We start from the raw sequence: 14001 nt of genomic DNA, 5'->3' as shown, positions 1-14001 counted from the left end.
GGAGTCCGCTGGGCGACATCGCGCGGGCGGCGACCGGCCTAGCCTCAGCCCATGGCAGGTCCACCTGATCCGGCTCGGGCGGGCCGCGTCGACGACATCGTCGAACAGCTGCGCCTGCTGAAGGCCTGGGCGGGCCGCCCCTCGTACGAGACGATCACCGACCGGGTCAACGCCGCGTGGGCCGCGGCCGGGCGCCCGGCCCGCGAGCTGGCGCGCCGGTCCACGGTGGCCGACTGTTTCCGCCCGGGCCGGCGGCGGCTCAGCGATGACCTGGTCGTGGCCGTGGTCGAGGCGTTGCATCCCGATCCCGGGTACGTCGTGCAGTGGCGGCAGACGCTGCAGGCGATCGCCGGACGGGCCGAGGCCGCGTCCCAGGTTCGGGTGCACGCCGGCCTGCCGCCCGACCTGGCCGGCTTCACCGGCCGGACGACCGAACTGTGCCACCTGCGGCAGGCCGCACAGCGGGGCGACGCGGTGGTGATCTCGGCCATCGAAGGCATGGCCGGCATCGGGAAGACGCAGCTGGCCATCCACGCCGGACATCAGCTGCTCCGGGCCGGCGACGTCGACCGGACCCTGTTCGTCAACCTGCGCGGGTTCGACCCCGACCAGCCGCCGGCCGACCCGGCGGCGGTGCTCGACGGGTTCCTGCGGCTGCTCGGCGTGCCGGGGCAGCGGATCCCGCACGAGCTGGACGGGCGCGTCGCGCTCTATCGGTCACGGCTGACCGGGAGGCGGGCGCTAGTCGTGCTCGACAACGCGGCCGACGCCGACCAGGTGCGGCCACTGCTGCCCGCCACGCCCGGCTGCTTGACGCTGATCACCAGCCGGCGCAGCCTGGCCGGGCTGGGCACGACCACGCGCCTCACCGTCGACGTCCTGGCCCCGGACGAGGCGGTGGCCCTGCTGGCCGGCGCGGCGCCGGTCGGTGAGGACCCGGGCTCGGCGGCGCGCCTGGCTGAGCGCTGCGGATATCTACCGCTGGCGCTGAGTCTGGTCGCCGGGCAGATACGTCGTACGCCGGGGTGGACCTTGACCGATCACGCCGACCGGCTCGACGAGCGCCATGCCGAGCGGCGGCTCGAGACCGGGGTCGAAGCCGCGCTCGACCTCTCGTACCGCCGCCTGCCGGATGACCTACGGCGGCTGCTGAGGCGGCTGGCGCTGCACCCGGGACAAGATTTCGACGCGTACGTGGCGGCGGCGCTTGACAACAGCGGTCTGCCTACCGCCCAGGCCCGCCTCGAGCGGCTGCTTTCCGATCACCTGTTGCAGGAGACCGAGTCCGGTCGGTACACGTTCCACGACCTGGTCCGTGCTCATTCGGTGACGCGGGCCCGCGAGGAGGAACGGCCCGCAGACCGTCGTGGTGGTCTCGATCGGCTCTTCGGCTACTACCTGGCTGCGGTCGCTGACGGGGTGGAGGCCCTTTACGGGGCCAGCGCGCGCCCGGAGGCATCGATCCCGCCTGCGGTCACCCCCGTCCCAGATCTAAGCAGCGCGGGCGCCGCACTGACCTGGCTGGACACGGAACGACCCGCCCTCATAGCCATGGTGGTCGGCGAACTTTCCGCTCACGCGATCACTCTGGCGCGCGCGCTTTGGCTGTACCTCAGCGCCGGGCACAACGCCGACGCCGTCATAGTGCATGGACATGCGGTCCGTGCCGCCCTGCGCGTCGGCGATGACAACGATCAAGCGCACGCGCTGGTCAATCTCGGTGTCGCAACAGCCTGGCTGAGCAAGCATCGGGAAGCGGCCGCGTACTACCGGCGAGGACTGGAACTTTTCCGGGGAACCGGCGACCAGGCGGGCGAGGCGCGGGCGGTGGACTGCCTGGGCTCGGCCATGATGCTGCTGGGCCGATATGCGGAGGCGATCGAGTGCAACCAGCAAGCGCTGGCGCTGTCCCGGCTCATCGACGATCCCGTCTGCGAGAACAGTGCTTTGTGCGGGTTGGGCATCGCTCACCTCCGGCTGGGGGAACTGACGGCAGCCATCGATTATCTGGAGAAGTCGCTGGCGGGATGCCGGCGATTCGGTCTGCGCTCGGGGGAGGCGTACGCCCTGCGCGGGCTCGGCGAAGCTGAGATGTGGGCCGGACGCTACGAGGCGGCGGGCGAACACCTCCGCCAAGCCTTGGAGATGGTCCGCCGGTTCGGTCATCGTGACGTCGAAGGGAATCTCATCGCGGACCTCGGAGACCTGTCGATCCGTGTCGGCCGGCCGGACGAGGGGGCGGAGTGTCATCGACGAGCGCTGGCGATAGCCCGGGAAGGCGGTGACCGGGTCGGTGAGGCCTTGTCGCTCAACGGCTTGGGGGAGGCGGCGCTCGCCGCGGGTCGTCCGGAGGACGCTCTTGCTTTGCACGTCGCCGCCCGCACCTGCGCGACCGAGATCGACAATCAGGAGCAGCTGACCAGGGCGCAGGCCGGTCTGAGTCGGACGAGCCAGGCCCTGGACGAACCTAAGAGACGAAGGTGATGAACGTGTCGGGCGGCCGGTTCTCCGGGACGGGGCCGTCGTGGATCTTCCACTGGTCGCCCGCCACGTCGGTGGCCACTCGGGACCAGAAGGCCTCGACGCCGTCGTTGTAGCGCTGGAAGCCGATCTCCCAGGGGCCGGGGATCTGGTTGATCACGCGGACGGCGGCTTCCCGGCCCACGCCGGTGCGGCGCAGGGCCCGTACGACGAAGAAGGCCGCGATCGAGGTGCCGTCGTTACCGGCCGGGGCGGTCAGGACGAAGCCCGCCGTCCGGCCGGCCGCCGTGATCAGCCAGCCGCGCCGCTTGGGGTCGTCGGCCAGGCGGAAGCGGTCGAGCTCGCGGAAGTTGAAGCTGCCGTCGGCGTTCGGGAGGAGACCGTACGCGTCGGAAAGGTCGTAACGGTAGAGCTGGCCCAGATGGTCGAGCACGGCCCGGTCGCCGCGCTCGAGCGGCCTCAGGTCGACGGGGTGGGAGGGCGGGCGCGGCGGTTTCGAGGCTTCCCAGGGCATCCGGGCAGCATAGGGCCTCGCCGCAGCCCAGCGTGCTCGGCCGGACAGGCCCTCAGGCCTCGCCCATGACCAGACCCTCGATGGTGTGCTTCTGGGTGATCGGGGTCAGCTCGTCGACCACCGGGCAGTGCAGGTGGTCCTTGACCAGCTGGGGCAGCGATTCCCAGTAGCCGCGGGTGACAGCCATGGCGTGCTTGTCGGCGTTGGTGGCGTCGGGCGCGTCCACACCGAGCACGAGAACCGGGCGCGACTTCTGCGACTTGTTGGCGGTTCCCCGGTGGATGGTCAGGGCGGACCGGGCCGAGATGTCGCCCCGCTGCGGGTACTTGCGGACGGCGAGCTTGTTGTAGCGGTCGTAATGCGTACGCGGGGGAAACATGTCGTGGCCGAACTCGGGGGAGTCGTCGAACTGGGTGCCGGGGGCGATCTCGAACGGGCCCATGTCGTCGGTGGTGTCGACGCCGGTCAGGTTGAAGGCGAGCGAGTTGAGCCGCTTCTCGTCCCGGGTCACGGTGGGCATCGGGAAGTCGCGGTGCCAGGGCTGGTTGACGGCGCCGGCGAACGGGATGTCGAAGCCGAGCTCGACGATTTCGTACTGCGGGCCCAGCACGTCGGTGCACACGGCGACCACCCACGGGTGGGTCACCAGGTCGACGAAGCCGCGCAGCTGCTCGGGGTGGATCTCGACGTAGTAGCGCTTGGGGCCGCGGCCGACCGCGCCGCCCTCGCGGCTGCTGGCCTCGGCGAACGCGGCCTCGATGTCCTCGCGCATGGCGTCGGCCCACTCGGTGCTGAATGCGCCCTTGAGCGCGGTGATGCCTTCGGTGTAGATGGCTTCTCTCTCACTCATGCCTTCATATTGCAACGTGGCATGCAACGTTGCAACCGGTAGGATGTGGCCCGTGAGTGCCAATCTGCGACAGGTGGCCGAGCGCGCCGGCGTCTCGGTGCGCACGGTGTCCAACGTGGTGTCCGGCTTCGCGCTGGTCGCCCCCGAGACTCGCGAGCGCGTGCAGCGGGTGATCGACGAGCTGGGCTACCGGCCGAACGCGGCTGCCCGGCATCTGCGCGGGGGCCGGTCGGGCCTGGTCGCGCTGGTGCTGCCCGAGATCGCGTCGCCCTACTTCGGCGAGCTGGCCGGTCACCTGGCCGACCGGGCCGAGGCGTACGCGTGGACCCTGCTGGTGCAGCAGACCGGCGGCGACGCCGACCGGGAAAGAGAACTGCTTGACGGCGTACGGGCCCAGACCGTCGACGGCTTGATCATGAGCCCATGGGGCCTGTCGCCCGGCGATCTGACCCGCCGCCCCGACAGTGCCCCGCTCATTCTGCTGGGCGAGCAGGACGCCGGCGGCCTGCTCGACCACGTGGCCATCGACAACGTAGCGGCCGCCGCCGAACTGACCCGCCACCTGATCGAAACCGGTCGCCGCCGCATCGCCGCCGTCGGCCTGCAGCCCCACCTGGTCAACGGCACCGCCGCCCGCCGGGCCGAGGGCTACCGCCAGGCGCTGGCCGAGGCGGGCCTGCCGCCCCTGGAAATCCCGGTCGACCGCTTGCACCGCCCCGACGGCGCCGCCGCCATGACCCGCCTGCTCGACGCGAACGCCGAGGTCGACGCCGTCTTCTGCTTCAGCGACCAGCTGGCCCTGGGCGCCCTGCACGTGGCCGTCGCCCGCGGCCTGCGGGTGCCCACCGACCTGGCCGTGGCCGGCTTCGACGACATCGAGGACGGCCGCTTCGCCAACCCGGCCCTCACCACGATCGCCCCCGACAAGCCCGCGATCGCCGACGCCGCCCTGAAATGCCTCGCCGACCGCCTCACCCACCGCGACGCCGCCCCCCGCCGCCTGGTCGTCCCGCACCGCCTCGAGATCCGCGCCAGCACCGAGACGCCTAGTTCCATTGGGTGACGGCCAGGTACAGGCCGTCGTTGGCGTCGCCGGTCACGCGGACCATGGTCAGGTTTCCGCGGCCGGTGCCGACGCAGAGGGTGGTGCCGACCTCGGCGGGGGCGTCGCCGACCGGGACGGTCTGCAGAGAATCCAGGCAGGAGCGTGCGTCGGGCGTGCCGGTCTGGGTCATGTCGGCCAAGCTCACGCCGGACATCGCGGTCAGGCGGTAGTGGGTGCCGTAGCGGCTGTTGTCCAGCAGGATGTCGGCGGCCTCGATGGTGCCGGCCGGGCCGGTCGCCTGGCTCGGCGGAGCGGTGTCCAGTTCGATGCCGGCGGCCTTGTGGATCAGGACCCGGCCGCTCCAGGCCACGGCGGCGGTGGGTTTCTTGGTCGGCTCGGTCGTGCGGGTCGGCTCGGGTGTGTGGGTTGTCGGTTTCGCGGTCGGGGTCTTGGTCGGGGGCGTCGTCGCGGGGCTGACCGAGACGGTGGGGGTGGGGGCCGCCTCGCAGGGCTTGCCTAGGGACGTGCCGCAGAACCAGTCGGCGCCCTGGCCGACCTGGATGAACGTAAAGACCGCGGCGACCAAGGTGACGACCAGGGCCGCCGCCGCGAGCTTGTTGGCCAGGCTCCAGCCATCCTCTGTCGCCATGGGTCCTCACACCTCGTCGCAGCGGCTTCTGCGACGGGGTACGGCCGCGCTCGGTGATCAGATGAACACCCTTGGTGTCAACTAGCCGACAGTACGCCGCTGCCACATGTCGCGGGTGATCTCGTACTCGACCTCGCCCTCCTCCGTGCCGGGCAGGGGGTCGTCCCAGGTCGGGAAGAACGTGCGTACGTGTCGCATGCCCACGGCCTGCATGACGCCCCGGGAACCGGCGTTCACGGCCATGGTCTGGGCGATCACCCGGCTCTGGCCGACGGTGCCGAACGCGTGCTCCAGCAGCGCCCGGGAGGCCTCGCTGGCCAGGCCCTGCCGCCAGAAGCGCCGGACCAGGCGGTAGCCGAGTTCGGCGACGGACGGGTCGTCGGGCTGGTCGGGGCCGTGGGTCGGCGGGAGCATCATCAGCCCGACGAAGTTGTCGCCGGCGTCGAAGGCCATCCAGTAGCCCAGGCCTTCGATCTTGCGGCCGAGTGCCATCCGCTCCGCATGGCTGGCTTCCACCTCCGCGCGGGAGCGGGCTCGGCCCCACAGATACCGCAGCACCTCCGGGTCGGCGTCGAGTTCGACCTCCAGTTCAAGGTGCTCGTCGGCCAGCGGGACCATCACGAGGCGGTCGGTACGCAGAATCGGCTGAGCCACCCAGCGACGATCACACACCGGCGGCCGCCCGGCCACCGAGTTAAGGTGCGGCCATGGTGCGGACGGCGGGGCAGATCGTGCTGGGCGCTTTCCTGTTGTTCACCGGCACGGCCCACCTGACGTTCGCGCGCTTGGAGTTCCAGGCTCAGGTGCCGTCCTGGGTGCCGCTCGACGAGAACTTCGTGGTGATCGCGTCCGGCGTGGTGGAGCTGTGCCTCGCGCTGGCTCTGCTCGTCACGTGGCGGCAGCCCGCCCGGGCCTTCGTGGGTGTGGTCACCGCCCTGTTCTTCGTGGCGATCCTGCCCGGCAACATCGCCCAGTTCACCGAGCACCGGGACGGCTTCGGCCTCGACACCGATGCCGCCCGGGCGATCCGGCTGCTCTTCCAGCCCCTGCTCGTGGTGTGGGCCCTGGTCGTGACGGGCGCCGTGCCCTATCTGCGGCGCAGGGTGGGGCGGTAGACCAGTTCCTGGGTGCGGCCGTCGAGCGTACGGGCCTCGAGCAGTTCCAGGTCGAAGTCGGCCGCGCCGGCCAGGATGGGGCTGATGCCGGTCCGCCCGGAGATGACGGGGAAGATCGTCACCTGGATGCGGTCGACCAGGCCGGCCGCCATCAGCGAGCGGTTCAGCGACAGGCTGGCCTGCGAGCGCAGCGGCACGTCCGACTCTTTCTTGAGCCGGGCCACGGTCTCGGCGGCGTCCCCGCTCACGATGGTCGCGTCGGGCCAGCCGAGCGTGTCCGTCAGCGTGGACGAGATGACGGTGGCGGGGGAGCGCATCGTCCGGATGTTCCACTCGTCGAGCGCGTTGGGGTCGAGGCCGGACGACATGATCTCGGCCATCTCGCGGAAGGTCGTGGCCCCGTAGACCATCCGCTGCGGGGTGTCGAACAGGGCAGCCCGGTGCGCGAGCAGTTCAGGCCCCTGCTTGCTCCAGTAGCCGCCCCAGTCGCCGGGCTCGGCGTACGAGCCGAATCCGTCGAGCGTGGAGAAGACATCCCAGGTGTACGTGGCGGTCATGGCAGTTCCCTTCCCGTTGGCTTCCTTCATCTACCCCACGAACGGCCCTGCCCCGATCCGACAACTTCCATCACCCCGAGATAGGCCCGAGCTGACATGTATCGACAGACATCGATTCAGGGTTAGCGTGTGGCCGGGCCGCCGGCCCATCATCACCCCCACCGGTCAGACAGGACGTCCCTCATGCGCCTCCTCGCCCGGACCCTGCTCACCGCCGCGAGCGTGCTCGCCGCGGGTCTGCTCTCCCCGGCCGCGTCAGCGGTCGCCGCGCCGACGGCCGACCCCGGCGTGGGCAGCAACGTCGTCGGCGGTCAGCCGGCCACCGAGAACTACCCGTTCATGGTCTACACGTCGGGCTGCACCGGCTCGCTGATCAAGGCGAACTGGGTGGTCACCGCCAAGCATTGCCCGACCCCTTCCTCCGTACGCGTGGGAAGCACCAACCGCAGCAGCGGCGGCACGGTCGTCCCGGTCCGCCGGGCGGTCAGCCACCCGCGCATCGACGTGAAGTTGTTCGAGCTCACCACGTCGGTCAGCTACGCCCCGGCGCCCATCCCGACCACCTCGGGGGCGGTCGGCACGGCCACCCGCATCATCGGCTGGGGCCAGACGTGCGCCCCGCGCGGCTGCGGCTCGTCGCCGACCGTGGCCCACCAGCTCGACACGTCGATCGTCTCCGACAGCCGCTGCGCCGGCATCGACGCCGCGTACGAGATCTGCACCAACAACACGAACGGCAATTCCGGCGCCTGCTACGGCGACTCGGGCGGCCCCCAGGTGCGCTCGGTGAGCGGCCGCTGGAACCTGATCGGCGTCACCAGCCGAGCCGGCAACAGCAGCTCGACGTGCGCCACAGCCCCCTCCATCTACGGCGACCTGCCGTCCATCCGAGCCTGGGTCAACACCCAGGTCGGCGGCCTCCCAGCCTGATGCCCGGCTGAGCGCGGCCCGGCAGCCCCAGCGCCGGGTCGCGTGCAGCTATGGAGTTGCTGGAGCCTGGGACCCTTTCGCCTAATTCCGCGTTTCCATCGAGGGCCTTGCGCAGTGCTGTTGAAGGAGCGGGCGCGACTCGCCCGCGCAGCAGCACGGCGTTGGATTCGTCGGCTACGGGTGGTGCCGCTGACACCCACTCCGCTGGTCCGGCGCCCGCCTCGAGAACTCGGGCCACTGCGTCCGGGGTCCCCGCTCAGCACCTCGGGCGCTTACAGTTTCAGCACGGCGAGGCAGCATCTCGATGCGCTCCCGCAGGGCGCCCGGCTTGGCGTTGCGGGGTAGGCGGCGGACTGCGGTGGACAGCTGCGGGAGCAATGCTTCGACCGCCACCAACTTCGCGCCGGTCACGTGGACGGCGACGGGAATCTCCCGGTCGTACCAATCGCTGCCGACGCCGATGGTCCCTTCGCCGTTGCGGGCAACAACCGTGGCGTCGCCGTTGCGGGCATCCGCCTCAGTGACTGGAAGTCGGACCCCGTCGAGCTCGCGGAGGCGGCACTAGTTGCGTTGAGCAGTCGCAGGCCCTGGGGATCCTCGCCGGTGATCACGAGCCGGTCGTGTCGACAGACTGCCATGGGCTGACCACGCGCTCGCCGGGCTGTCCGGACCGCGATATGTCACTCACGTCACCCGCCGTCCCTTGTGGATAACTCACTTTCCGCCGGGGGCGCGGCGTAGTGTCGGGCCCGCCCCCTGGTTGGGCGGGGTGGGGTGGTTGGTGAGCAGCTGGTCGGGTCGGCGTCGGCGTCGGCGGGGATGCTGGAGAGGTCCCAGGTCGCCGTGGCGGTCAGTGGGGTAGCAAGGCGTTGTGCAGGGCGGCTGAGGGAAGTGAGCCCAAGTCGCGGGCTGCAAGCCAGGCTGCGCCGGCCGCCGGGTCGCGGCTGACGGCGAACTCGATAGCGCGAGCCCGCAGGGCCGACATCACCTCTTCCTGTACGGGCGTGTCGTGCGTCAGCAGGCTGCCGGCCAGCACGACTGGGCCGTCCGCGCCCAGCTCGTCGAGGGTGCGCATCAACTCCGTCGCGGCGGCGGTGGTGATGGCTCGGGCTTCGGGGTCGTTGGCTCGGGCTCGGGCGCACACCAATAGGGCCAGGGCGTCGATCTCGGCGAAGGGCAGGCGTTGCGCCCAGGCCACCAAGGCGTCGGACGACTGGGCGCCTACCTGGTGGGCCAAGGCGGCAGCGAAAGGTGTGGACCAGTCGCGTACGGCGGATCTGAGCGCGGCCAAAGCGATCCAGCGGCCCGAGCCGTGGTCGCCGAGCAGCCAGCCGTTGCCGTCCACTGTGCGCACCACTTCCTGGCCCGACACCTCGGCGGCGATGGCGCCCGTGCCCGAGATGAGCACGGCTCCCGACTGCGCCGGGCTGCCGGCGGCGAATGCGGTCACCACGTCGCCCACGACCGTCATCGGGGCGGTCAGATTCAAACCCTTCCAGGCCCGTTCGTACGCGGAAAGTCCGTCACCCGACGCCAGGCTGCTCGTGCCGGCCACGCCCACGACGCCGCGGACGACCCGTGACGGCGGCAGTGCGCCGAGCGCGGCTCGCAGCGCGTCGGCGGCGGCCCCGGCGGCGGCCTCGAAGCCCACCGTCAGCGGGTTGCCGGGGCCGGCGGCGCCGCGGCCGACGATGGTGCCGTCCAGCGTGGCCACCACGGCCTTCGTGGCGGTGCCGCCGGCGTCCACTCCTGCGACCAGGTCCATGGAAGGGATCGAAACATAGGAAACAGTTATTGACTAGAGGCGTCGACGGTCGTAATTTTCATCGGCAACAGCCATTGATGAAAAGGATGACCGACGTGACGGGTGAGAGCGGAGGCCTGCTCGGGCGGCTGCGCATCGAGGGGGCGCAGATGCCGGAGGCGCTGGCGCGCATCGCCGAGACCATTCTGGCCGATCCGGAGACCGCGGCGCACGCCAGCATCGTCGACCTGGCCGAGCGGTCGGGCACCTCGACCGCGACGGTCACCCGGTTCAGCCGCACGCTGGGGTTCAAGGGCTACGCCAACCTGCGGGTGGCCATCGCCACCGAGACCGGGCGGGCCGAGCAGGCGCGGTGGGAGACCGACATCAGCGGCGACATCGCGCCGGGCGACCCGCTGACCGACGTACTCGCGGTAGTGACTGCCGCCGACACGCGGGCCATTCAGGACACGGCGGCCGGCTTGGACGTGGCCGCCGTCGAGCAGGTCGCGGCCGCGATCGCCGAGGCCAAGCGGGTCGAGATCTTCGGGCTGGGCTCCAGCGGCACCTCGGCCCGCGAGATGGCGTTCCGGCTGGAGCGGATCCGCGTGCCCGTCTGGCATCGCACCGACTCGCACACTGCTCTGACCAACGCGGCGTTGCTGCTGCCGGGTGATGTCGCAATCGGGCTGAGCCATTCCGGTCGTACGCGGGAAGTGATCGAAACGTTGGCCGAGGCCGCCGATCACGGCGCGCTGACCGTCGCCGTCACGAGTTTCAGCCGGTCGCCGCTGGCCGAGATCGCCGACGTCGTCTTCACCACCGCCGTGCAGGAGACGACGTTCCGCCTGGCCGCCTTGTCCGCGCTGCACTCGCAGCTGCTGGTGCTCGACACGATCTACGTCGCGGTCGCCCAGCGCACCTACGAGCGGACCGCCGACGCGCTGGAGCTGACCGTGCGCGCGGTCGACGCCCACCGACTGCCCGAGAAGATTCCCACCCGCAAGCGCGGGCGTTCGAAAGGACAGCCGTGAGCGTCACCAGCACCGACTACCTCAGACAAATCGAGGCCGCCGTGAAGAAGGTCGGCGGCGGCCAGGACGAGCAGAAACAGCAGGCCGCCGACATCCTGGCCGAGAGCGTGCGGAACGGGGGAGTGATCCAGGCCTTCGGCTGCGGGCACTCCGAGGCCCTGGCCATGGAGATCGCCGGCCGCGCGGGGGGACTGGTTCCCACCAACCGGATCGCTTTGCGAGACATCGTCCTGTACGGCGGTGAGCCGCTCGAAGCGCTCGCCGACCCCACCGTCGAGCGCAACCCGGACATCGCGCACCGGTTGTACGAGCTGGCGCCGATCAAGCCGGACGACGCGTTCGTCATCGCCTCCAACTCGGGCATCAACGGCGCCGTCGTCGAGATGGCGCTGCTGGTGAAGGAGCGCGGGCACAAGCTCGTGGCGATCACCTCGGCCGAGCATTCGGCCGGTGTGAGCAGCCGGCATGCGAGCGGGCGCAAGCTCGGCGAAATCGCCGACGTGGTGCTGGACAACGGGGCCCCGTACGGCGATGCCACCCTGCCCCTGCCCGGCGGAGGGGCCGTCGGCGCGGTCTCGTCGATCACCGCGGCCCTGCTGGCCCAGCAGATCGTCACCGAGGTGGTGGCTCGCCTGCTCGCGGCGGGGATCACCCCGCCCGTCTACCTGTCGGACAACGTGCCCGGCGGCAAGGAACACAACGCGGAAATTGAGGCGCGGTACGCCGGGCGCATCCGGCGCACCGCATAGGAGGCAGAGCCCGTCATGAACCCTGATTCCCAGGTCAGACCCTATCCCAGCCGACGGACGGTATTGAAAACGGCTGCAGTCCTCTCCATACCGGCGTTGGGCGGCTGTGTCACCTCCGGCAAGGAGGACACCGGCGGAGCGAAAGACAGCGGCGCCGAGAAGACGACCGAGAACCCGCTCGGGGTCAAGGCCGACGCCCCGCTCGAGGTGGTCGTCTTCAAGGGCGGGTACGGCGACGAGTACGCGGTGAAAGCCGAGGCCACGTACCAGCAGAAGTACCCGTCCGCCAAGATCGACCACAAGGGCCTGCAGAAGGTCGGCGAGGCCATGCAGCCCCGCTTCGTGGCCGGCACCCCGCCCGACGTCGTCGACAACACCGGCGCCGGCCGGCTCGACATCGCCACGCTCGTGAGCGCCAACCAGGTGACCGACCTGGCCGACCTGCTGGACGCGCCAAGCCTCGACCAGCCCGGCAAGAAGGTGCGCGACACGCTGCTGCCCGGCGTGGTCGACGACGGCACGTTCGCCGGCAAGACCGTGGCGCTCAATTTCACGTACACGGTGTGGGGTGTCTGGTATTCGAAGTCGCTGTTCGCCGACCGCGGCTGGACGTACCCGAAGACGTGGGACGAGATGGTGGCGCTGTGCGCCGAGATCAAGAAGGCGGGCGTCGCCCCCTGGACCTACCAGGGCAAGTACCCGGAGTACATCAACGACCCACTGCTCTCGATGGCGGCCAAGGCGGGCGGGCCCGACCTGGTCAAGGCGGTCGACAATCTGCAGCCGGGCGCGTGGAAACAGGACGGGCTCGTGCAGGCGGCCACCGCGTTCGCCGAGCTGGCCGGGCAGGGCTACCTGATGAGCGGCTCGGAGGCGCTGTCGCACACCGAGGCCCAGGCCGCGTGGTGCCAGAAGAAGGCGGCGTTCATCCCGTGCGGCTCGTGGCTCGAGGCCGAGCAGAAGGGCGTCGCGCCGGCCGGCTTCGACATGGTGATGGGCACGGTGCCGGCCCGGTCGTCGTCGGACCAGCTGCCGGTGACCGCGGTGCAGGCCGCCAGCAGCGAGTCGTTCCTGGTGCCGGCGAAGGCCAAGAACGCCGCCGGCGGCCAGGAGTACCTGCGGATCCTGTTCTCGAAGCAGTCGGCCACCGCGTTCGCCGAGGCCAACAGCACCCTGCCGGCCGTGGCCGGGGCCACCGACGGGCTCACGCTCTCGTCGGGGCTGGGCTCGGTGCGCGATGCGGTCACGGCGGCCGGGTCCGACACCTTCACCTACCGATTCCGTACGTGGTACGCGCCCCTGGCCAAGGCGGTCGACGACGCGACGGGCGAGCTGGTCAACAAGCGGATCAGCCCGGCCGACTGGTCGACCCGCATCCAGAAGGCGGCCGACGCGGTGGCCAAGGACTCGTCCGTCACGAAGTTCACCCGCTGATGAAACACGGCCGCTGGCGGTTCCTGCTCGGCGCGCTGGTGCCGGCCCTGGTGCTGCACGTCGTCTTCGTGCTGTCGCCGTACGCGCAGGCGTTCTGGCTGTCGTTGACCGACTGGACCGGGGTGGCCGGCGAGGCGCGGTTCGTCGGGGCGGACAACTACGTCCGCCTCGGCGGCGACTCCCTGTTTCTCGACGCGGTGCGCAACAACGCTTTGCTGCTCATCGTCGTGCCGCTGGTGACCATTGCGATCGGGCTTTTCCTGGCCTCGATGCTGCGCACGTCGTCGGCGCGGATCGGGCAGGGCTATCGGATCGTCTTCTTCTTCCCGCAGTTGCTGTCGCTCGTGGTGATCGCGGTGTTGTGGGGGTTCGTCTACAACCCCAACACCGGGCTGCTCAATTCGGGATTGCGGGCGGTGGGGCTGGGTGGGCTGGCGCATTCGTGGCTGGCCGAGCCGGCGTTCGCGCTCGTGGCCGTGATGGCGGTGCTGGTCTGGTCGTCGGTCGGGTTCTATGTCGTGTTGTTCAGCGCGGCCATCGAGGGGATTCCGCGGGAGTTGTTCGAGGCGGCTCTGCTCGACGGGGCCGGTAAATGGGCGACTTTCTCGAGAGTCACGCTGCCGCTTGTCCGGGAGTCGGTGCAGGTCGCCTTTGTCTATCTGGGGATCGCGGCGCTCGACGCTTTCGCGGTGGTCCAGGTGATGACAGTTGGACCTGGGGGACCGGACGGGGCGACCGAAGTGATCGGGCTGTCGCTTTATCGGACCGCTTTCACGTACGGGAAATTCGGCTACGCGTCGGCGATGGGAGTGGCGTTGTTCTTCGCCACTTTGACGCTGGCTGTTCTTGCCCTGCGGTCGGGCCGGCGCGAGCGGTTGGAGTTGGCATGACGCTTCTGC

14 protein-coding genes are annotated in these 14001 nt (G+C 70.4%); 8 read left to right on the top strand and 6 right to left on the bottom strand.

Annotation, left to right across the window (positions count from 1 at the left end):
- Window positions 1-51 precede the first annotated feature (51 nt).
- The gene (locus tag OWR29_RS22910; RefSeq protein ID WP_267565197.1) at window positions 52-2484 is read left to right on the top strand and encodes a tetratricopeptide repeat protein; all 2433 of its coding nucleotides are present in this window, start codon (window positions 52-54) and stop codon (window positions 2482-2484) included.
- On the opposite strand, the gene OWR29_RS22905 is transcribed toward OWR29_RS22910, so the two are convergent.
- Both OWR29_RS22905 and OWR29_RS22900 read right to left on the bottom strand, forming a co-directional pair.
- Window positions 2468-2995, bottom strand: coding sequence for a hypothetical protein (locus OWR29_RS22905; RefSeq protein ID WP_267565196.1), 528 nt, complete (start codon window positions 2993-2995; stop codon window positions 2468-2470). The two genes, OWR29_RS22910 and OWR29_RS22905, sit on opposite strands and share 17 nt — an antisense overlap.
- Before the next feature lie 52 nt (window positions 2996-3047).
- Window positions 3048-3845: a phytanoyl-CoA dioxygenase family protein gene (locus OWR29_RS22900; protein ID WP_267565194.1), complete on the bottom strand. Its 798-nt coding sequence runs from the start codon at window positions 3843-3845 to the stop codon at window positions 3048-3050.
- A gap of 52 nt (window positions 3846-3897) precedes the next feature.
- Between OWR29_RS22900 and OWR29_RS22895 the strand changes: the two genes are divergently transcribed.
- Window positions 3898-4908 (top strand): LacI family DNA-binding transcriptional regulator, encoded by a 1011-nt coding sequence (locus OWR29_RS22895; RefSeq protein WP_267565193.1) that lies wholly within the window; start codon window positions 3898-3900, stop codon window positions 4906-4908.
- Here the strand turns inward: OWR29_RS22895 and OWR29_RS22890 are convergent.
- The gene (locus tag OWR29_RS22890) at window positions 4892-5539 is read right to left on the bottom strand and encodes a hypothetical protein (protein WP_267565192.1); all 648 of its coding nucleotides are present in this window, start codon (window positions 5537-5539) and stop codon (window positions 4892-4894) included. The two genes, OWR29_RS22895 and OWR29_RS22890, sit on opposite strands and share 17 nt — an antisense overlap.
- Window positions 5540-5620: 81 nt before the next feature.
- On the bottom strand, window positions 5621-6193 hold the full coding sequence (locus OWR29_RS22885; protein ID WP_267565191.1) for a GNAT family N-acetyltransferase: 573 nt from the start codon (window positions 6191-6193) through the stop codon (window positions 5621-5623).
- Window positions 6194-6246: 53 nt separating this feature from the next.
- Here OWR29_RS22885 and OWR29_RS22880 point away from each other — a divergent pair, with 53 nt between their 5' ends.
- A complete protein-coding gene (locus OWR29_RS22880) occupies window positions 6247-6654 on the top strand; it encodes a DoxX family protein (protein ID WP_267565190.1) in 408 nt (135 codons plus the stop codon).
- Here OWR29_RS22880 and OWR29_RS22875 read toward each other — a convergent pair.
- A complete protein-coding gene (locus tag OWR29_RS22875; RefSeq protein ID WP_267565189.1) occupies window positions 6627-7211 on the bottom strand; it encodes a dihydrofolate reductase family protein in 585 nt (194 codons plus the stop codon). The two genes, OWR29_RS22880 and OWR29_RS22875, sit on opposite strands and share 28 nt — an antisense overlap.
- Before the next feature lie 183 nt (window positions 7212-7394).
- On the opposite strand from OWR29_RS22875, the gene OWR29_RS22870 reads away from it, so the two are divergent.
- On the top strand, window positions 7395-8141 hold the full coding sequence (locus tag OWR29_RS22870; RefSeq protein ID WP_267565188.1) for a S1 family peptidase: 747 nt from the start codon (window positions 7395-7397) through the stop codon (window positions 8139-8141).
- An 850-nt stretch (window positions 8142-8991) separates the two neighbouring features.
- Here OWR29_RS22870 and OWR29_RS22865 read toward each other — a convergent pair.
- Window positions 8992-9906 (bottom strand): N-acetylglucosamine kinase, encoded by a 915-nt coding sequence (locus tag OWR29_RS22865; RefSeq protein WP_267565187.1) that lies wholly within the window; start codon window positions 9904-9906, stop codon window positions 8992-8994.
- 86 nt (window positions 9907-9992) lie between these two features.
- Between OWR29_RS22865 and OWR29_RS22860 the strand changes: the two genes are divergently transcribed.
- The 4 genes from OWR29_RS22860 (at window position 9993) to OWR29_RS22845 (ending at window position 13992) form a co-directional block, all read left to right on the top strand.
- Window positions 9993-10919, top strand: coding sequence for a MurR/RpiR family transcriptional regulator (locus OWR29_RS22860; protein WP_267565185.1), 927 nt, complete (start codon window positions 9993-9995; stop codon window positions 10917-10919).
- Entirely contained in the window at window positions 10916-11668 is a 753-nt protein-coding gene (locus tag OWR29_RS22855) for a sugar isomerase domain-containing protein (protein WP_267565184.1), read from the top strand. The genes OWR29_RS22860 and OWR29_RS22855 overlap by 4 nt, the downstream gene beginning before the upstream one ends.
- A gap of 96 nt (window positions 11669-11764) precedes the next feature.
- Entirely contained in the window at window positions 11765-13102 is a 1338-nt protein-coding gene (gene ngcE / locus OWR29_RS22850; RefSeq protein WP_267565182.1) for an N-acetylglucosamine/diacetylchitobiose ABC transporter substrate-binding protein, read from the top strand.
- Window positions 13102-13992 carry a carbohydrate ABC transporter permease gene (locus OWR29_RS22845; RefSeq protein WP_267565181.1) on the top strand — a complete coding sequence of 297 codons (891 nt, stop codon included), beginning with the start codon at window positions 13102-13104 and terminating at the stop codon, window positions 13990-13992. Before ngcE ends, OWR29_RS22845 begins: the two co-directional genes overlap by 1 nt.
- Window positions 13993-14001: the final 9 nt, after the last annotated feature.

It is taken from the genome of Paractinoplanes pyxinae (assembly GCF_026626335.1).
In the GTDB taxonomy this organism is placed as follows: Bacteria; Actinomycetota; Actinomycetes; order Mycobacteriales; family Micromonosporaceae; genus Actinoplanes; species Actinoplanes pyxinae.
Note: the sequence above shows the minus strand (reverse complement) of the source record. Positions and strands in the feature narration are given on the sequence as shown.

Bases quoted from the DNA above. Each gene is read 5' to 3' on its own strand.
- OWR29_RS22845 (WP_267565181.1), top strand. From the start codon at position 13,102: ATGAAACACGGCCGCTGGCGGTTCCTGCTCGGCGCGCTGGTGCCGGCC.
- OWR29_RS22870 (WP_267565188.1), top strand. From the start codon at position 7,395: ATGCGCCTCCTCGCCCGGACCCTGCTCACCGCCGCGAGCGTGCTCGCC.
- OWR29_RS22875 (WP_267565189.1), bottom strand. From the start codon at position 7,211: ATGACCGCCACGTACACCTGGGATGTCTTCTCCACGCTCGACGGATTC.
- OWR29_RS22890 (WP_267565192.1), bottom strand. From the start codon at position 5,539: ATGGCGACAGAGGATGGCTGGAGCCTGGCCAACAAGCTCGCGGCGGCG.
- OWR29_RS22880 (WP_267565190.1), top strand. From the start codon at position 6,247: ATGGTGCGGACGGCGGGGCAGATCGTGCTGGGCGCTTTCCTGTTGTTC.
- OWR29_RS22910 (WP_267565197.1), top strand. From the start codon at position 52: ATGGCAGGTCCACCTGATCCGGCTCGGGCGGGCCGCGTCGACGACATC.
- OWR29_RS22865 (WP_267565187.1), bottom strand. From the start codon at position 9,906: ATGGACCTGGTCGCAGGAGTGGACGCCGGCGGCACCGCCACGAAGGCC.
- OWR29_RS22860 (WP_267565185.1), top strand. From the start codon at position 9,993: ATGACCGACGTGACGGGTGAGAGCGGAGGCCTGCTCGGGCGGCTGCGC.
- OWR29_RS22905 (WP_267565196.1), bottom strand. From the start codon at position 2,995: ATGCCCTGGGAAGCCTCGAAACCGCCGCGCCCGCCCTCCCACCCCGTC.
- OWR29_RS22900 (WP_267565194.1), bottom strand. From the start codon at position 3,845: ATGAGTGAGAGAGAAGCCATCTACACCGAAGGCATCACCGCGCTCAAG.